Source organism: Pseudomonas sp. ATCC 13867, assembly GCF_000349845.1.
Lineage (GTDB): Bacteria > Pseudomonadota > Gammaproteobacteria > Pseudomonadales > Pseudomonadaceae > Pseudomonas.
Genome location: NC_020829.1, coordinates 532,796 through 549,677 on the forward strand (window position 1 = coordinate 532,796; position 16,882 = coordinate 549,677).

Annotated in this window: 16 protein-coding genes; 3 read left to right on the forward strand and 13 right to left on the reverse strand. The window is 64.2% G+C overall.

Annotated features, from left to right (window positions below; translation table 11 throughout):
* Nucleotides 1–6: 6 nt before the first annotated feature.
* From rpoD to rpsU, 3 genes are all read right to left on the reverse strand, one after another.
* Nucleotides 7–1,866, reverse strand: coding sequence for an RNA polymerase sigma factor RpoD (gene rpoD, locus H681_RS02415; protein WP_015475251.1), 1,860 nt, complete (start codon nucleotides 1,864–1,866; stop codon nucleotides 7–9).
* Between the two features lie 79 nt (nucleotides 1,867–1,945).
* Entirely contained in the window at nucleotides 1,946–3,952 is a 2,007-nt protein-coding gene (gene dnaG, locus H681_RS02420) for a DNA primase (RefSeq protein ID WP_015475252.1), read from the reverse strand.
* A 200-nt stretch (nucleotides 3,953–4,152) separates the two neighbouring features.
* A complete protein-coding gene (gene rpsU, locus H681_RS02425) occupies nucleotides 4,153–4,368 on the reverse strand; it encodes a 30S ribosomal protein S21 (protein ID WP_003085057.1) in 216 nt (71 codons plus the stop codon).
* 200 nt (nucleotides 4,369–4,568) lie between these two features.
* On the opposite strand from rpsU, the gene tsaD reads away from it, so the two are divergent.
* The gene (gene tsaD, locus H681_RS02430) at nucleotides 4,569–5,594 is read left to right on the forward strand and encodes a tRNA (adenosine(37)-N6)-threonylcarbamoyltransferase complex transferase subunit TsaD (protein ID WP_015475253.1); all 1,026 of its coding nucleotides are present in this window, start codon (nucleotides 4,569–4,571) and stop codon (nucleotides 5,592–5,594) included.
* Nucleotides 5,595–5,688: 94 nt separating this feature from the next.
* Here the strand turns inward: tsaD and plsY are convergent, their stop codons facing one another.
* The gene (plsY, locus tag H681_RS02435; protein ID WP_015475254.1) at nucleotides 5,689–6,258 is read right to left on the reverse strand and encodes a glycerol-3-phosphate 1-O-acyltransferase PlsY; all 570 of its coding nucleotides are present in this window, start codon (nucleotides 6,256–6,258) and stop codon (nucleotides 5,689–5,691) included.
* A gap of 80 nt (nucleotides 6,259–6,338) precedes the next feature.
* Between plsY and folB the strand changes: the two genes are divergently transcribed.
* Together folB and folK are read left to right on the forward strand one after the other, a co-directional pair.
* Nucleotides 6,339–6,692, forward strand: coding sequence for a dihydroneopterin aldolase (gene folB / locus H681_RS02440; RefSeq protein ID WP_015475255.1), 354 nt, complete (start codon nucleotides 6,339–6,341; stop codon nucleotides 6,690–6,692).
* Nucleotides 6,683–7,219, forward strand: a complete 537-nt coding sequence (gene folK, locus H681_RS02445) for a 2-amino-4-hydroxy-6-hydroxymethyldihydropteridine diphosphokinase (RefSeq protein WP_015475256.1) — start codon at nucleotides 6,683–6,685, stop codon at nucleotides 7,217–7,219. The genes folB and folK overlap by 10 nt, the downstream gene beginning before the upstream one ends.
* 108 nt (nucleotides 7,220–7,327) lie before the next feature.
* On the opposite strand, the gene H681_RS02450 is transcribed toward folK, so the two are convergent.
* The 9 genes from H681_RS02450 to rsmA all read right to left on the reverse strand — a co-directional run bounded on the left by H681_RS02450 (nucleotide 7,328) and on the right by rsmA (nucleotide 16,820).
* A complete protein-coding gene (locus H681_RS02450; RefSeq protein WP_015475257.1) occupies nucleotides 7,328–8,557 on the reverse strand; it encodes a multifunctional CCA addition/repair protein in 1,230 nt (409 codons plus the stop codon).
* A gap of 165 nt (nucleotides 8,558–8,722) precedes the next feature.
* On the reverse strand, nucleotides 8,723–9,232 hold the full coding sequence (locus H681_RS02455; RefSeq protein ID WP_015475258.1) for a DUF4136 domain-containing protein: 510 nt from the start codon (nucleotides 9,230–9,232) through the stop codon (nucleotides 8,723–8,725).
* 59 nt (nucleotides 9,233–9,291) lie between these two features.
* Nucleotides 9,292–10,845, reverse strand: coding sequence for a SpoVR family protein (locus H681_RS02460; protein ID WP_015475259.1), 1,554 nt, complete (start codon nucleotides 10,843–10,845; stop codon nucleotides 9,292–9,294).
* Complete coding sequence (locus tag H681_RS02465; protein ID WP_015475260.1) at nucleotides 10,842–12,113, reverse strand: YeaH/YhbH family protein; 1,272 nt, start codon at nucleotides 12,111–12,113, stop codon at nucleotides 10,842–10,844. Before H681_RS02465 ends, H681_RS02460 begins: the two co-directional genes overlap by 4 nt.
* Nucleotides 12,114–12,206: 93 nt before the next feature.
* The gene (locus H681_RS02470; protein ID WP_015475261.1) at nucleotides 12,207–14,129 is read right to left on the reverse strand and encodes a PrkA family serine protein kinase; all 1,923 of its coding nucleotides are present in this window, start codon (nucleotides 14,127–14,129) and stop codon (nucleotides 12,207–12,209) included.
* Nucleotides 14,130–14,418: 289 nt separating this feature from the next.
* Nucleotides 14,419–14,748 (reverse strand): thiosulfate sulfurtransferase GlpE, encoded by a 330-nt coding sequence (gene glpE, locus H681_RS02475; protein WP_015475262.1) that lies wholly within the window; start codon nucleotides 14,746–14,748, stop codon nucleotides 14,419–14,421.
* A 43-nt stretch (nucleotides 14,749–14,791) separates the two neighbouring features.
* The gene (locus tag H681_RS02480; protein ID WP_015475263.1) at nucleotides 14,792–15,616 is read right to left on the reverse strand and encodes a symmetrical bis(5'-nucleosyl)-tetraphosphatase; all 825 of its coding nucleotides are present in this window, start codon (nucleotides 15,614–15,616) and stop codon (nucleotides 14,792–14,794) included.
* Nucleotides 15,616–15,996 (reverse strand): Co2+/Mg2+ efflux protein ApaG, encoded by a 381-nt coding sequence (apaG, locus tag H681_RS02485; RefSeq protein ID WP_015475264.1) that lies wholly within the window; start codon nucleotides 15,994–15,996, stop codon nucleotides 15,616–15,618. The genes H681_RS02480 and apaG overlap by 1 nt, the downstream gene beginning before the upstream one ends.
* Entirely contained in the window at nucleotides 15,993–16,820 is an 828-nt protein-coding gene (gene rsmA / locus H681_RS02490; protein WP_015475265.1) for a 16S rRNA (adenine(1518)-N(6)/adenine(1519)-N(6))-dimethyltransferase RsmA, read from the reverse strand. The genes apaG and rsmA overlap by 4 nt, the downstream gene beginning before the upstream one ends.
* Between the last annotated feature and the right edge of the window lie 62 nt (nucleotides 16,821–16,882).

The window sequence follows — 16,882 nt, forward strand, 5'->3', positions numbered from 1 at the left end:
TTTTCATCACTCGTCGAGGAAGGAGCGCAGGTGCTCGCTTCGCGACGGGTGGCGCAGCTTGCGCAGCGCCTTGGCTTCGATCTGGCGGATACGCTCACGGGTTACATCGAACTGCTTGCCGACTTCCTCGAGGGTGTGGTCGGTATTCATGTCGATGCCGAAGCGCATGCGCAGGACCTTGGCTTCGCGAGCGGTGAGACCGGCGAGGACTTCGCGGGTGGCTTCCTTGAGGCTCTCGCTGGTCGCCACTTCGATCGGCGACTGCATGGTGGAGTCCTCGATGAAGTCGCCCAGATGCGAATCTTCGTCGTCCCCGATCGGCGTCTCCATCGAGATCGGTTCCTTGGCGATCTTCAGGACCTTGCGGATCTTGTCTTCCGGCATGTCCATACGTTCGCCCAGCTCTTCCGGGGTCGGTTCGCGGCCCATCTCCTGCAGCATCTGGCGGGAGATGCGGTTGAGCTTGTTGATCGTCTCGATCATGTGCACCGGAATACGGATGGTACGCGCCTGGTCGGCGATCGAGCGGGTGATCGCCTGGCGGATCCACCAGGTGGCGTAGGTCGAGAACTTGTATCCGCGACGGTATTCGAACTTGTCCACCGCCTTCATCAGGCCAATGTTGCCTTCCTGGATCAGGTCGAGGAACTGCAGGCCACGGTTGGTGTACTTCTTGGCGATGGAGATCACCAGACGCAGGTTCGCCTCGACCATTTCCTTCTTGGCGCGGCGAGCTTTCGCCTCGCCGATGGACATGGCGCGGTTGACGTCCTTGATCTCGGAGACGGTCAGCTGCGAGCTGGTTTCCAGGTCGGCCAGCTTCTGCTGGTTGCGCTGGATGTCGTCCTTCAGGCGTTCGATGGCCTCGGCGTACTTGGGCTTGCCCTTGAGCACGCTGTCGACCCAGGCGGTGTCGGTTTCGTGGCCGGGGAACTGGCGCAGGAAGTCGGCACGCGGCATGCGCGCGTCACGCACGCACAGTTGCATGATGGCGCGTTCCTGGCGACGAACGCTGTCCAGCGCATCGCGGACCTTGGCGACCAGGGCGTCGAACTGCTTGGGCACCAGCTTGATCGGCATGAACAGTTCGGCCAGGGCGAGCAGTTCCTCGCTGGCCTGTTTGCTGCTGCGACCATGCTTCTTCAGGGCCTTCTTGGCCTTGTCCAACTGCTCGGAGACGGCGCCGAAACGACGGGCGGCCTCTTCCGGGTCCGGACCGCCATCGCCCTCGTCATCGCTGTCGGAGCTTTCGCCGTCGCTTTCCTCGTCTTCTTCCTCGTCCTTGGCCTTGGCCTCGGTGCTGTCGTCCTTCAGGCCGACGGGCTCGACTTCCTCGGCCGGCAGGCTGCCGTCATCGGGATCGATGTAGCCGCTCAGGATGTCGGACAGGCGGCCGCCTTCGGCGGTCACGCGGCTGTATTCCTCGAGGATGCCGTCCACCGTGCCCGGGAACTGGGCGATGGCGCTCATCACTTCGCGGATGCCTTCCTCGATGCGCTTGGCGATTTCGATCTCGCCTTCGCGGGTCAGCAGTTCCACGGTACCCATTTCGCGCATGTACATGCGCACCGGGTCGGTGGTGCGGCCGACGTCGCTCTCTACCGCGGCCAGGGCGGCGGCGGCTTCTTCGGCGGCGGCTTCATCGGTATCGGTTTCCGCCAGCAACAGGGCATCCGCATCCGGGGCTGTCTCGAATACGTTGATCCCCATGTCGTTGATCATGCGGATGATGTCTTCTACCTGTTCCGGATCAGAGATATCCTCCGGCAGGTGGTCGTTGACCTCTGCGTAAGTCAGGTAGCCCTGCTCACGACCACGGCTGATCAACTCTTTGAGACGAGATTGCTGTTGCGCTTTTCCGGACATAACACCCTATCCACTGAAGGTCTTGGCGGGCTGAAATTAAGCCGAGGATTATACCAGATTCGAGGCTTCAGGCGCCAGTTCAGCTCTGGGGGCCTGGTGACGGGGAGGAGCTGATGTGCTCTCGCAGCAAGGCTTTCTCTTCGTCGGTCAGTTCACTGGGGCTCTTCTGCAGAACGCTACGCAGGCGTGCTTCGCGGCTGCCGTGCAGTTGGTTGTGTGCAAGTGTAGTAATGGTGTCGATGAACTGCTTTTCAAGATTGTCCTGACCGATCAGCCATTCCTTTTCCGCAAGGACCTGCAACAGGCGTCCTTGTGGGGTTCCGTGCCAGCGCGCGATCAAGTGCATCGAGCGCTGGCTGGGGTTCTTCTGTAGCGCTTCGACCAGCGCAGCTAGCAGTTGCGAGTAGGTCTGGCCTTCGTTGGCGAAATGGCTGGCATCCTCGACCTTCTGCGCCAATTGCGGATGGTGCAGCAGGGTTCGCAGTGCGGTGAGGGTCGGTGATTCGACGCTGATCTCGGTGCGCGGCTGGCGCGGGGCGAAGTCGCGTTTCCGGCCGTTGCCATCCCACTTGCGCTCGCCTTTCCAGGATTTCCTGCCCTGTTTGGCGCCGCCGTTGCCGGCGGAAAAGTCCTTCGGTGCCTCGAAATAGCTCGAAGCGTCCTGGTAGTGGCTGTCGCCGTGGTCGGCGAACTGGCCCATGTCGTAGTCGGCGTACTCGTGGCCGTGTCCCGCTTCGTGTGTCTGTGCGGGGGCATGGCTGGACTGCCCGTGGCCGGAGCGCGGCGCGCTGATCTGGTTGAGCGCGTCGCTCGACAGGCCGGTGATCTCGCCCAGGCGCTGGCGCATCAGCAGGCGCAGGGTGTTGCCGGGAATCTTCTCCAGCAGCGGCCCGGCCAGGGTCGCCAGGTGCGCCTTGCCTTCCAGCGTGCTGGGGTCGGCTTCCTGGGTCAGTTGCTGGAAGAAATAGTCCGCCAGCGGTTGTGCCTGGTGGGCGAGACGGGCGCGGAAGGCGTCCGGGCCTTCGGCGCGCACCAGGCTGTCCGGGTCTTCGCCTTCGGGCAGGAACAGGAAACGCACCTTGCGTCCGTCCTGCAGGTTTGTCAGCGCCGACTCCAGCGCGCGCCAGGCGGCGTTGCGGCCGGCCTGGTCGCCGTCGAAGCAGAAGAGGATGTTCGGCACGATGCGGAACAGGCGCTTGATGTGTTCTTCGCTGGTGGCCGTGCCCAGGGTCGCCACCGCGTTGCGGATGCCCTGTTGCGCCAGGGCGATGACGTCCATGTAGCCTTCGACCACCATGATCTCGTCGAGATTCCGGGTGTTCTTCCGTGCCTCGTACAGGCCGTAGAGCTCCTGCCCTTTATGGAAGACCGGGGTTTCCGGCGAGTTCAGGTATTTCGGCTTGTCGTCGCCCAGCACCCGGCCGCCGAAGGCGATCACCCGGCCGCGGCTGTCGCGGATGGGGAAGATCACCCGGTCGCGGAAGCGGTCGTAGCGCTTGCCGCTGTCGGGGTTTTCCACCAGCAGGCCGGCGTCGAGCATGGCCTTGAGCTGCAGGTTGTCGCCGCCGAGGTTCTTCAGCAGGTTGTCCCAGCCTGGCGGGGCGAAGCCCAGGCCGAAGTCGCGGGCGATCTCGCCGGTGAGGCCGCGGCCCTTGAGGTACTCCACCGCGGCCTTGCGCGCCGGGTGGCTCTTGAGTGCCTGGCGGTAGAACTCGGCGGCGCCGGCCAGTAGTGGGTAGAGCGGCGAGTCGACCGGCTGGCGGGGTTTGTTGCCGCGCCGGCCTTCCTCGCGGGGCACGTCCATGCCGGCGCGCTTGGCCAGGTCCTCGACCGCCTGGACGAAGTCCAGCTGGTCGTGGTCCATGATGAAGCCGAGCGCGTTGCCGCCGGCGCCGCAGCCGAAGCAGTAGTAGAACTGCTTGTCCGGGCTGACGGTGAAGGAGGGGGTCTTTTCCTTGTGGAACGGGCAGCAGGCGCTGTAGTTCTTGCCGGTCTTCTTCAGCTGGATGCGCGAACTCACCACATCGAGAATGTCGGTGCGGTTGAGCAGGTCATCGATGAAGGATTGTGGAATCAGGCCGGCCATAGACTCATCGGGACGCAGGTTGGACCCAAGCATAGCGCGGGGCGGTGAGGCCGCGGGCGAGACTTGAGACTAAGCATGGGGCTTGAAAAGCAAAAACTCCGAAGTCCGCGAATGCGAATCGGAGTGGGGTGCCTTGTTTCAGGCACTCGCCCGGCGAGAGGGCCGGGCGATGCGGAAAGCGTGCGACGTAGCGCTGTAACTCAGTACAGGCGCTCGCGGCGGCGCTGTTCGCGCTGCACTTTCTTGGCGTGACGCTTGACGGCGGCAGCGGCCTTGCGCTTACGCTCGGCGGTCGGCTTTTCGTAGAATTCGCGGCTACGGACTTCGGCCAGTACGCCTGCTTTTTCGCAGGAGCGCTTGAAACGACGCAGAGCTACGTCGAAGGGTTCGTTCTCTTTAACTTTGACGGCGGGCATCCAGGTCGTACCTTCAATGATTACCGGAGGATTTATCGCGCTCCTGACGGTTGTTCGGAGTCGGCGGTTTTCAAGGGTTGCGGATATTAAACGTTCGGAAGGAGGAATGCAAAGCCTCCGATCGAAAAGCACTGGTCCGAAGCCCAGCCGGCGATTATGATGCGCGGCTTCAATTTTGCCCAGAGTAAAGGCTCAAACCCATGCTAGTGCTGGGGTTGGAAACCTCCTGCGACGAGACCGGCGTCGCCCTGTACGACAGCGAAAAAGGCCTGCTGGCCGACGCGCTGTTCAGCCAGATCGACCTGCACCGCGTATACGGCGGCGTGGTTCCCGAGCTGGCCTCCCGTGATCACGTCAAGCGCATGCTGCCGCTGATTCGCCAGGTGCTGGCCGACTCCGGCCGCACCGCCGAAGACATCGATGCCATCGCCTACACCGCCGGCCCCGGTCTGGTGGGTGCACTGCTGGTCGGTGCTTCCTGCGCCCAGGCCATGGCGTTCGCCTGGGGAGTACCGGCCGTCGGCGTGCACCATATGGAAGGCCATCTGCTGGCGCCGATGCTCGAAGAGCAGCCGCCGAAGTTCCCGTTCGTCGCTTTGCTGGTGTCCGGCGGCCACACCCAACTGGTGCGGGTGGACGGCATCGGCCAGTACCAGGTGCTCGGCGAGTCGGTGGACGACGCGGCCGGCGAAGCCTTCGACAAGACCGCCAAACTGCTCGGCCTGGCCTATCCCGGTGGTCCGGAGATCGCACGTCTGGCCGAGAGTGGCAGCGCTGGTCGCTTCGTCTTCCCGCGCCCGATGACCGACCGTCCGGGCCTGGATTTCAGCTTCAGCGGCCTCAAGACTTTCGCCCTGAACACCTGGCAGCGCTGCGTGGCCGAAGGTGACGACAGCGAGCAGACTCGCTGCGACATCGCCCTGGCGTTCCAGACGGCGGTGGTCGAGACCCTGACCATCAAGTGCAAGCGCGCGCTCAAGCAGACTCACCTGAAGAGCCTGGTGATCGCCGGTGGCGTCAGCGCCAACCAGGCCTTGCGCCAGCATCTGGAAAAGATGCTTGGCGAGATGAAGGGCCAGGTGTTCTATGCCCGCCCGCGCTTCTGTACCGATAACGGCGCGATGATCGCCTATGCTGGCTGCCAGCGGCTGCTGGCCGGGCAGCAGGACGGCCCGTCGATCGGCGTCCAGGCGCGTTGGCCAATGGAGTCGCTGCCGGCGATCTGAATAATGAAGCTGCAAACGACGCGGCGCATGCTCTGAGCGGCATGGGCCGTTTTTTCGCTTGCAGCGCGTTACGCGGGCCGGGAAGCTCGCGGCTTTAGAAGTGACGTTCGCGTCCGGCGATCAGGTCGCGCAGGTTGCGGCGGTGGCGCCAGACGATCAGGCCGGTGAGCACGGTCATCGGCAGCAATGCCGAAGGTTCCTGCCAGGCCAGCAGCGGCAGGGTCAGCGGCGTGGCCACCAGGGATGCGAGCGAACTGGTGCGCGACAGCTTGAAGGTGATCAGCCAGGCGATGGCGGCGAGCAGCGCGGCCGGCGGATACAGCGCCAGCAGCATGCCGGCGGCGGTGGCGACGCCCTTGCCGCCACGGAAGTTGAAGTACAACGGGTAGAGGTGACCGATCACCGCTGCCAGCCCGACCCAGGCCTGCTCCACGTCGGACAGGCCGATCAGGCGGGCGATGAGCACGGGCAGCAGCCCCTTGGCGAGGTCGCCGAGCAGGGTGAGGATGGCGATCTTCCTGCCGGCCAGGCGCAGCATGTTGGTGGCGCCGGGGTTGCCCGAGCCGCTGGCGCGTGGGTCGGCGGTGCCGAACAGGCGACTGAGAAGTACCGCGAAGGACAGTGATCCGAGCAGGTAGGCGAGGATCGCCAAGAACCAGAACATGGTTTCCACCGGAGACGAGGTCGTTTCCGATTCTAACGGGGCGCTGGCCGCTTGTCGTGTCGCCTTGGAGCATGCAGTCAGTGGACAGAGTTTTCATCGAGGGGCTGGAAGTGGACACCGTGATCGGCGTCTACGACTGGGAGCGGGGTATCCGGCAGTGCCTGCGCCTGGACCTGACGCTGGGTTGGGACAACCGCCCGGCGGCGGCCGACGACGACATCGCCAAGGCCCTGGACTACGCCGTGCTCTCCGAACGGGTCATGGCCTTCGCCCGTGACGCGCATTTCCAGCTGGTGGAAACCTTTGCCGAGCGCCTGGCCGAGCTGCTGATGGCGGAGTTCGGCATCCAGTGGCTGCGCCTGAAAGTCACCAAGCCCGGCGCCGTTGCGGCCGCCATTGGCGTGGGTGTGGAGATCGAACGCGGATGCCGCTGAGCACGGTCTACCTGGGGCTGGGCAGCAACTTCGAGCGTGAGCGCCATCTGCTCGCCGGGCTCGAGGCGCTGGACGGTTTCCTCGAGGATATCCACTGTTCGCCGGTGTTCGAGAGCGAGCCGGTGGGCATCCGCAGCGGCCCCTTCTACAACTTCGTGATCGTCGCGAGCACCGGCCTGCCGCTGGCGGAGCTGAGCCTGCGGCTCAAGCACATCGAGGCGGACAACGGCCGCTATGCGCCGGAGCGCAAGGGCCTGCCGCTGGATATCGATGTGTTGCTGTATGGCGATCTGCATGGCGAGTTCGACGGCCTGACGCTGCCGCGCGCGGAGGTACTGAAGAATGCTTTCGTGCTCTGGCCGCTGTCCCTGCTGGCTCCGGAGCTGAAGCATCCGGGGGTGCAGCGCTCGTTTGCCGAGCTGTGGGCCGAGGCGCGGATCGAGCAGAAGCTCTGGCCGGTGCCGTTCCAGTGGCGCGGCGTGGAGCTGACGCCTGCGGCGCTGATCGAGGCGCATCCGGCGGCGTAGGACTCTTTTTGTAGGAGCGAGCTTGCTCGCGAACCGGCCCAACGATGGGGGTGGCCGGTGACCATCGTTCGCGAGCAAGCTCGCTCCTACAGGGGTATCCCGTCGCCTTCAGCCTGCGTAGTTTTCCTTGTAGGCCTTGAGTGCCGTCAGGCGCTCGCGCTTGAGCGCTTCGCCCAGTTCCGCGCCCTTGTATCCCTTCTCCAGCAAGGGCTGCACGGCGACCGCCCGGGCGGCTTGCGCCGCGCCGCGCAGGTAGTCCGCCTGCGGGTACTCGCGCTCTTCCAGCCCGTGGCGGCCGCGGGCGTCCATTTCGCTGGCGGCGATGAACTCCTCGAAGCGTTGCGGGCGGCGGTAAACGTCGAAGGTCTGCAGCAGTTCCAGGATGGTATTCGGCCGTAGCTCCAGTGCGCGGTGGCAGTGGGTGTGGTATTCGCCGACCAGCCGCGCCAGCTCCTGGCAGTCGCGCGGGACCTTGAAGCGGGTATTGATCGCGTCGATCAGCGGCAGACCGAGGTGTTCGTGGGCATGGTGTCTGGGCCAGTCTTTCTCGCGGGTTTCGCCCTTGCCGACGTCATGGACCAGGCAGGCCCAGCGCACGCTCAGCGGCTGTTGGTGTTTGGCGCACTCGCGCAGCACAGCCAGCACGTGTTCGCCGGTATCGACCTCGGGATGGTGTTGCGCTGGCTGCGGCACGCCGAACAGGGCATCGACTTCCGGCATCAGCACGGCCAGGGCGCCACACTCGCGCAGGACCTGGATGAAGACGTCGGGGCGCGGTTCCATCAGGGCACGGGAGATTTCCTTCCAACTGCGCTCGGCCGTCAGCGCTTCCAGCTCACCGGATTCGGACAGTTCACGCATCAACGCCAGGGTTTCCGGCGCCACGGCAAAGCCCAGCGGTGCGTAGCGGGCGGCGAAGCGGGCGACCCGCAGTACGCGCAGCGGGTCTTCGGCGAAGGCCGGGGAGACGTGGCGCAGCAGCCGGGCATCGAGGTCCTTCTGACCGCCATAGGGATCGACGACGCTGCCCTGCGGGTCCTCGGCCATCGCGTTGATGGTCAGGTCGCGGCGGATCAGGTCCTCTTCCAGGGTGACGTCGGGGCTGGCGTAGAAGGTGAAACCGCCATAGCCGCGCCCGCTTTTGCGCTCGGTGCGGGCGAGGGCGTATTCCTCGCCGGTCCTGGGGTGGAGGAACACCGGGAAGTCGGCGCCCACCGGGCGGTAGCCCTGGGCGAGCATTTCGTCGGCGCTGGCGCCGACCACCACCCAGTCGGTGTCGTTGAAGGGGATGCCGAGCAGGCGATCGCGCACGGCGCCGCCTACCTTGTAGATCTGCATGAAGCTGTCTCCTGTTCTGGGGGATAGCTTCGGGGTTTGGCGCGAAGGGGGCAAGCGCGTCGCTGCGGCGGTTCGCGAGCTACAGGTGCGGCGGGTTTTTCGTCGTCCGCGATCTGCCTGGCGGCGTAGCTTATCGCGGACGGAGTCCACTCCTACGGGCATGGGTTATCGCGTGGCGGCGGGGACCTGTTTCAGCAGGACATCGATGGCCTCCTGCAACAGCGTGGTGCTGGCGTGCGCCGGGCTCAGGCCGGTGCTGACGGTGCCTTCCCAGAGCGTCTGTTCCTGCACGTTGGTCAGACGCAGGCGCAGGGTGCCGGTTTCGTCGCGCAAACGGTGGATGGCGAGGTAGGGGCCAAGTGGGTCGGGTGGCGGGACGTCGACCTTGAATTCCAGCGGCGCGTCCTGCAATGCCAGCCAGTAGTAGACGCGGATCTGCGGCGTGGCGCTTTCCCGGTAGCCGCGCTCGATCAGGCCCTGCCGCACCTGGGCGTTGATCAGCGGGTAGCGGCTGCGGTAGGGCAAGGCATCGACGGCGTTTTCCGGCGGCATCAGCTGGAAGTCATGTAGCGCGGGCAGCCGCGCGTCGGCCGGATGGGAGACGTGGGCCCGCGGCACCTGGTTGGTGCAGGTTGCGACGGCGAGGCAGAGCAGCAGGATGACGAACAGACGCATGGCGATCTCCACGGGGAGTCTCGCCATGCTGGAAGCGGCCCGATGCACCGGTCAACCGATCAAATGGGTGGGATGATCAGGTCGAGCCGCGGGTAGCCCTCCTCGTTGTCGCGTTCACCCTTTGGGGGCATGTGGAAGGTGTTGACCAGGTTGTCGCCCTGCAGGGTTTCCAGGTGGATGTCGAACCCCCACAGGCGGTGCAGGTGCTTGAGCACGTCGTCGGTGGAGTCGCCCAGCGGTTTGCGGTCGTGCTGCTGATGACGCAGGGTCAGCGAGCGGTCGCCACGGCGGTCGACATCCCAGATCTGGATGTTCGGCTCGCGGTTGCCGAGGTTGTACTGCGCCGCCAGGGTTTCGCGGATCTTCCGGTAGCCGTCGTCGTCGTGGATGGCGTCGACCAGCAGGTCGTCCTTCTGGTCGTCGTCGAGGATACTGAACAGCTTGAACTCGCGGATCACCTTGGGTGAGAGGAATTGCAGGACGAAACTCTCGTCCTTGAAGCTCTTCATGGCGAATTTCAGGGTGGCCAGCCAGTCGCTGCCGGCGATGTCCGGGAACCAGCGTTTGTCTTCCTCGGTAGGCTCCTCGCAGATGCGGCGGATGTCGCGGTACATGGCGAAGCCCAGGGCGTAGGGGTTGATGCCGCTGTAGTAGGGGCTGTCGAAGCCGGGCTGGTAGACCACGCTGGTGTGGTACTGGAGGAACTCCATCATGAAGCCGTCGCTGACCAGCCCTTCGTCGTAGAGGTCGTTGATCAGGGTGTAGTGCCAGAAGGTCGCCCAGCCTTCGTTCATCACCTGGGTCTGGCGCTGCGGGTAGAAGTACTGCGCGACCTTGCGCACGATGCGTACCACTTCGCGTTGCCAGGGTTCGAGCAGCGGCGCGTTCTTTTCGATGAAGTAGAGGATGTTTTCCTGCGGCTCGCTGGGGTAGCGGGCCAGGCCCTGTTCCTTGTCCTTGCCGGCGGCCTTGGGAATGGTCCGCCAGAGGTCGTTGACCTGGCGCTGGATCTGCTCCTCGCGCTCCTTCTGGCGCTGCTTCTCTTCCTCGGCGGAGATCGGGTAGGGCCGCTTGTAGCGGTCCACGCCGTAGTTCATCAGGGCGTGGCAGGAGTCCAGCAGGTCTTCCACTGCGTCGATGCCGTAACGTTCCTCGCACTTGTTGATGTAGGACTTGGCGAACACCAGGTAGTCGATGATCGAGGTGGCGTCGGTCCAGGTGCGGAACAGGTAGTTGCCCTTGAAGAAACTGTTGTGTCCGTAGCAGGCATGGGCGATCACCAGCGCCTGCATGCACTGGGTATTCTCTTCCATCAGGTAGGCGATGCACGGGTCGGAATTGATCACGATCTCGTAGGCGAGGCCCATCTGGCCGCGCTTGTAGTTCTTTTCCGTGCTGAGGAAGTGCTTGCCATAGGACCAGTGGTTGTAACCGATGGGCATGCCGACGGAGGCGTAGGCGTCCATCATCTGCTCGGCGGTGATCACTTCGATCTGATTGGGGTAGGTGTCCAGCGCGTAGCGCTCGGCGAGCCGACTGATCTCGCGGTCGTACTGCTGGATCAGCTCGAAGGTCCACTCCGAGCCGGTGGCGATCGGCTGGCGCTTGCTCATGCGACGAGCCTCCTCTGGAACAGCTCGCGGAACACCGGGTAGATGTCCGAGGCGGAGACGATCTGCTGCTGGGCGAAGCTGTCTTCGAAGCTCTCGCGGATCTTCTCGTACTCGAACCACAGCGCCTGGTGCTCGCGCGGGGTGATCTCGACGTAGGTGTAGTACTGCACGAACGGCATGATCTGTTTCATCAGGATATCGCGGCAGACCGGAGAATCATCGTTCCAGTTGTCGCCATCCGAGGCCTGGGCGGCGTAGATGTTCCACTCGTTGGTGGGGTAGCGCTCGGCCATCACTTCCTGCATCAGCTTGAGCGCGCTGGAGACGATGGTGCCGCCGGTCTCGCGGGAGTAGAAGAACTCTTCCTCGTCCACTTCGCGGGCGCTGGTGTGGTGGCGGATGAACACCACTTCGATCTTCTCGTAGTTCCGCTTGAGGAACAGGTACAGGAGGATGAAGAAGCGCTTGGCGATGTCCTTGGTGGCCTGGGTCATGGAGCCGGAGACGTCCATCAGACAGAACATCACGGCCTTGGAAGTCGGGTTGGGCTGCTTGATCAGCAGGTTGTACTTGAGGTCGAAGGTGTCGAGGAACGGCACCCGGTCGATGCGCGCGCGCATCCTGGCGATTTCCAGTTCCAGCGCCTGGATGTCGCCGAGGTTGTCCGGCTCCTCGCGCTTCAGGCGGTCCAGTTCGGCCAGCGCCGCGCGCAGCTTGCTGCGGGTCGAGCCGGACAGGGCGATGCGCCGTGCGTGGGCCGAACGCAGGGTGCGCACGATGTTGATGCGCGAGGGATTGCCCTCGTTGCTGATGCCGGCGCGTACGGTCTTGAAGGTGTCGCTGCCGGTGAGGTGGCGCTTGACCAGGTTGGGCAGCTCCAGATCCTCGAACATGAAGTCGAGGAACTCCTCCTGGGTGATCTGGAAGACGAAGTCGTCCATCCCTTCGCCCTGGTTGCTGGCCTTGCCGCCGCCGCGTCCACCGCCGCCGCCCTGGGGGCGCGGAATGTGTTCGCCGGAGGTGAACTCCTTGTTGCCGGGATGGACGATCGTCTGCCGCCCGCCTCGGCCATGATGCAGTATCGGCTCGTCGATATCGCGGCCAGGAATACTGATCTGCTCGCCATGTTCCATATCGGTGATGGAACGACGGCTGACCGCCTCTTCCACCGCCTTCTTGATGTGCTCACGGTAACGCCGCAGGAAGCGCTGGCGGTTCACCGTGCTCTTGTTCTTGCCGTTCAGACGCCGGTCGATGACGTAGCTCATGAATGCTCCTCAGGGCCTGATGCGCAGCGGCGCGACCGCCACGGACCCGACGGCAACCGGCGCGGCGGAATATGCCGCCGCGCCGATGGCAGACTACTGCGACTTGCGAACGCGCAGATACCATTCCGACAGCAGGCGCACCTGCTTCTCGGTGTAACCGCGCTCGACCATGCGTTTGACGAAGTCGTTGTGCTTCTGCTGATCCTCCTTGCTCGCCTTGGCGTTGAAGCTGATGACCGGCAGCAGGTCCTCGGTGTTGGAGAACATCTTCTTCTCGATCACCACGCGCAGCTTCTCGTACGACAGCCAACTGGGGTTCTTGCCGTTGTTGCCGGCGCGGGCGCGCAGCACGAAGTTGACGATTTCGTTGCGGAAATCCTTCGGGTTGCTGATGCCGGCGGGTTTCTCGATCTTCTCCAGTTCCTCGTTGAGGGCGGCGCGGTTGAGGATTTCGCCGGTTTCCGGGTCGCGGTATTCCTGGTCCTGGATCCAGAAGTCGGCGTACAGCACGTAGCGGTCGAAGATGTTCTGGCCGTATTCGCTGTAGGACTCCAGGTAGGCGGTCTGGATTTCCTTGCCGATGAACTCGACGTAGCGCGGCGCCAGGTACTCCTTCAGGAAGCGCAGGTAGCGCTCGCGGGTTTCCGGCGGGAACTGTTCCTGCTCGATCTGCTGTTCCAGCACATAGAGCAGGTGTACCGGGTTGGCCGCCACTTCATGGGGGTCGAAGTTGAACACCTTGGAGAGGATCTTGAAGGCGAAGCGGGTGGAAAGCCCGGCCATGCCCTCGTCCACACCGGCGGTGTCGCGGTATTCCTGGATCGACTTGGCCTTGGGATCGGTGTCCTTGAGGTTTTCGCCGTCGTAGACGCGCATCTTCGAGTAGATGTTGGAGTTTTCCGGCTCCTTCAGGCGCGACAGGACAGAGAACTGCGAGAGCATCTTCAGGGTGTCCGGCGCGCAGTGGGCGTGAGCCAGCGAGCTGTTGACCAGCAGCTTATCGTAGATCTTGATCTCGTCGGAGACGCGCAGGCAGTACGGCACCTTGACGATGTAGATGCGGTCGATGAAGGCCTCGTTGTTCTTGTTGTTGCGGAAGCTGTGCCATTCCGATTCGTTGGAGTGGGCGAGGATGATGCCGCTGTAGGGCAGCGAACCGAGGCCTTCGGTGCTGTTGTAGTTGCCTTCCTGGGTCGCGGTGAGCAAGGGGTGCAGGACCTTGATCGGCGCCTTGAACATCTCGACGAATTCCATCAGGCCCTGGTTGGCCCGGCACAGCGCGCCCGAGTAGCTGTAGGCATCGGCATCGTTCTGCGGGAATTCTTCCAGCTTGCGGATATCCACCTTGCCGACCAGCGCGGAGATGTCCTGGTTGTTCTCATCCCCCGGTTCGGTCTTGGCGATGGCGATCTGGTTGAGGATCGAGGGGTGCAGCTTGACCACGCGGAACTGACTGATGTCGCCGCCGAATTCGTTGAGGCGCTTGGTTGCCCAGGGCGACATCACCGAGCGCAGGTAGCGCCGGGGAATGCCGTAGTCCTCTTCGAGGATGGCGCCGTCTTCATCCGGGTTGAACAGCCCCAGGGGCGACTCGAACACCGGCGAGCCCTTGATCGCATAGAAGGGCACGTGCTCCATCAGTTGCTTGAGCTTTTCGGCCAGGGACGACTTGCCGCCGCCGACCGGGCCGAGGAGGTAAAGGATCTGCTTCTTCTCTTCCAGGCCCTGGGCCGCGTGGCGGAAGAAGGCGACGATCTGGTCGATGCACTCTTCCATGCCGTGGAAGTCGGCAAAGGCCGGGTAGCGGCGGATCACCTTGTTGGAGAAGATCCGCGACAGGCGCGAATCGACGGAGGTGTCCAGTAGTTCGGGCTCGCCGATGGCCATCAGTATCCGTTCGGCAGCGGTGGCGTAGGCGGTCTTGTCCTGCTTGCAGAGATCCAGGTACTCCTGCAGGGAGTATTCCTCTTGGCGGGTCGCTTCGAAGCGTTCCTGGAAGTGACTGAAAATGCTCATGACGTCTCCTCGCTCGATGCATGGAGCCGGCGCGGGATCGGTCGTGTGCGGGTGCGGTCGGGCCGCCAGTGATGCCGGCGAGAATCCCCCAGAACTCCAACGGAACCTGGCCTCTGCCCTGATCCGCCCCAAATGGTCACTGCCGATTACCCGGAAGCCGGTGTGCCGGCTCTCCCTGTTTTGGATGGCCTGAGGGAAAGGATAGTTCGTTCTCAGACCTGTAAAGGGCGAAAGCGCGAGAAGTTACAGATTTTTTGGAGGGGCTATTCCGCCTCTTTCGTAGGGGCTTTCAGTCAGAGCCGCCCGCGCTGGTATCCGCGGGATAGACGCTGCGCCACAGTTCGAAGCCGCCGTCGAGGCTGTAGACCTCGGAGAAACCCTGCTGGACGAAATAAGCCGCCGCGCTCTGGCTGGAATTGCCGTGGTAGCAGACCACGACCAGCGGTGCGTCCATGTCCGCCTCGCGGATGAAATCGGCCACCGAGTAGTTGTCGATGTGCCGCGAGCCGCTGATGTGGCCGAGGGCGAAACTCTGCGGGTCGCGGATGTCGACGACCTGGGCGCCGCCTTCGCGCAGTTGCTGGGCCAGGTCGGGGGCGATGCGCTTGAAGTCGCTCATGTGGGGTACCTCGCAAGGCGCGGAGCGCTTGGCCCCGCGGGAGTCAGGGATGTTCTTTGGCGCAGCTGCAGTGGATGCGCTCCAGGGTGTCGACGTTCAGCAGGGTCATGCTGCCGCCCCACACGCAACCGGTGTCCAGGGCGAACAGGCCGGGAACGTCGCACTGGCCTTCCAGCGCCGCCCAGTGGCCGAAGATGACCTTGCGTCCGGCGGCCTTGCGCTCGGCGTAGCTGAACCAGGGGGCGTAGCCGGGCAGCGCGGTGTCCAGGCCTTCCTTGGACTTCAGGTCGAGCTTGCCGTCGGGGGTGCAGAAGCGCATGCGCGTGAAGTAGTTGGTGATCACCCGCAGGCGCTCGATGCCGTGCAGCTTCTTGTCCCACTTGGCCGGCTCGTTGCCGTACATGCCGTCGAGGAACAGCGGCAGTTGTTCGTCGTCGCGCAGGACCGCTTCGACTTCGGCGGCGCGCTGCAGGGACTTCTCGATGGACCACTGCGGCGGGATGCCGGCGTGCACCAGGGCGATGTCGCGCGCGGCATCGTGGTAGACCAGTCGCTGTTGGCGCAGCCACTCGATCAGCTCGGCGCGGTCCGGAGCCTCGATGATCTCACGCAGGGTGTCGTTCTTCTTCAGGCGCTCGGTGTTGTAGGCCACGGCGATCAGGTGCAGATCGTGGTTGCCCAGTACGCAGACCAGGGACTCGCGGATGGCGTAGAGGTAGCGCAGGGTTTCCAGCGAGGCCGGGCCGCGGTTGACCAGGTCGCCGACCAGCCAGAGCTTGTCCTGCGTCGGGTCGAAGCGCACCTGTTCGAGCAGGCACTTGAGGGGTTCCAGGCAGCCTTGCAGATCGCCGACAGCATAGGTGGCCATCAGTGCAGGGCCCCCGGCACGGCCAGGCGGAACACCGGGATCTCGGCGTCGAAATGGTGGCCGTCGGTGGCGATCATCTGGTAGCTGCCGTGCATGCTGCCCACCTGCGTGGCCAGTACGGTGCCGCTGGTGTAGGTATGGCTGGCGCCCGGCTCGATCAGCGGTTTCTCGCCAACCACCCCGGCGCCGCGCACTTCCTGCACATGGCCGTTGCCGTCGGTGATGACCCAGTGGCGAGTGAGCAGCTTGGCGGCCTGTTCGCCCTGGTTGTGGATGGTCACGGTGTAGGCGAATACGTAGCGCTGCTGCTCCGGCTGGGACTGTTCCGGCAGGTGGCGGGTAGTGACGCTGACGGTGACGTTGTAGCGCGGATCGCTCATGCGGAGGGTCCTTGCTCGGCTTCCGGGTGGGTGTCGCTGTAGCGGTTGGCCAGGCTGACGAAGTCCGCGACGCTGAGCTGTTCGGGGCGCAGGGTCGGGTCAACGCCGGCGGCCTCGATGTCTTCGACGCTCATCAGGGTGCGCAGGGTGTTGCGCAGGGTCTTGCGGCGCTGGTTGAAGGCTTCGCGGACGATGCGTTCCAGCACGCGGTGATCCTTGGCCGGATGCGGCGGTTCGGCGTAGGGCACCAGGCGGACGATGGCCGACTCGACCTTGGGCGGCGGGTTGAACGCGCCGGGGCCGACGGTGAACAGGTAATCCACGCGGCAGAAGTACTGCACCATGATCGACAGGCGGCCCCAGTCGCCGTTGCCCGGCTCGGCGGCCAGGCGCTCCACCACTTCCTTCTGCAGCATGAAGTGCATGTCCTGGATCAGCGAGGCGTGGTCCAGGAGGTGAAAGATCAGCGGGGTGGAGATGTTGTAGGGCAGGTTGCCGACCACGCGCAGCTTGTCCTCGGGAGAGGCCATGAGGGTTGCGAAGTCGAACTTCATGGCGTCGCCCTGGTGCAGGCTGAAGTTGGGCTTGAGGCCGAAGCGCCATTTCAGTTGCGGGATCAGGTCCAGGTCCAGTTCGATCACGTCGAGCTTCGCGCCGCTGTCCACCAGGCCTTCGGTCAGGGCGCCCTGGCCCGGGCCGATTTCCAGCAGGTGCTGGCCTTCCTTGGCGGCAATGGCGCGCAGGATCTTGTGAATCACCCCGGCGTCATGCAGGAAGTTCTGCCCAAAGCGTTTACGGGCGCGGTGCTGGAAGAGTTCGGACATCGAAGGCTCCGGAGAGCAGCCGGGCGTAGGTGGCGGCCGGCTGGAGGCGGAAAAACCATCAG

Excerpts from the sequence above, each read along its gene's own strand:
- rpsU (WP_003085057.1), bottom strand. The coding sequence starts at position 4,368 with ATGCCCGCCGTCAAAGTTAAAGAGAACGAACCCTTCGACGTAGCTCTG.
- tsaD (WP_015475253.1), top strand. The coding sequence starts at position 4,569 with ATGCTAGTGCTGGGGTTGGAAACCTCCTGCGACGAGACCGGCGTCGCC.
- plsY (WP_015475254.1), bottom strand. The coding sequence starts at position 6,258 with ATGTTCTGGTTCTTGGCGATCCTCGCCTACCTGCTCGGATCACTGTCC.
- folK (WP_015475256.1), top strand. The coding sequence starts at position 6,683 with ATGCCGCTGAGCACGGTCTACCTGGGGCTGGGCAGCAACTTCGAGCGT.
- rpoD (WP_015475251.1), bottom strand. The coding sequence starts at position 1,866 with ATGTCCGGAAAAGCGCAACAGCAATCTCGTCTCAAAGAGTTGATCAGC.
- dnaG (WP_015475252.1), bottom strand. The coding sequence starts at position 3,952 with ATGGCCGGCCTGATTCCACAATCCTTCATCGATGACCTGCTCAACCGC.
- H681_RS02470 (WP_015475261.1), bottom strand. The coding sequence starts at position 14,129 with ATGAGCATTTTCAGTCACTTCCAGGAACGCTTCGAAGCGACCCGCCAA.
- rsmA (WP_015475265.1), bottom strand. The coding sequence starts at position 16,820 with ATGTCCGAACTCTTCCAGCACCGCGCCCGTAAACGCTTTGGGCAGAAC.
- glpE (WP_015475262.1), bottom strand. The coding sequence starts at position 14,748 with ATGAGCGACTTCAAGCGCATCGCCCCCGACCTGGCCCAGCAACTGCGC.
- apaG (WP_015475264.1), bottom strand. The coding sequence starts at position 15,996 with ATGAGCGATCCGCGCTACAACGTCACCGTCAGCGTCACTACCCGCCAC.
- H681_RS02465 (WP_015475260.1), bottom strand. The coding sequence starts at position 12,113 with ATGAGCTACGTCATCGACCGGCGTCTGAACGGCAAGAACAAGAGCACG.
- H681_RS02460 (WP_015475259.1), bottom strand. The coding sequence starts at position 10,845 with ATGAGCAAGCGCCAGCCGATCGCCACCGGCTCGGAGTGGACCTTCGAG.
- H681_RS02480 (WP_015475263.1), bottom strand. The coding sequence starts at position 15,616 with ATGGCCACCTATGCTGTCGGCGATCTGCAAGGCTGCCTGGAACCCCTC.
- H681_RS02450 (WP_015475257.1), bottom strand. The coding sequence starts at position 8,557 with ATGCAGATCTACAAGGTAGGCGGCGCCGTGCGCGATCGCCTGCTCGGC.
- H681_RS02455 (WP_015475258.1), bottom strand. The coding sequence starts at position 9,232 with ATGCGTCTGTTCGTCATCCTGCTGCTCTGCCTCGCCGTCGCAACCTGC.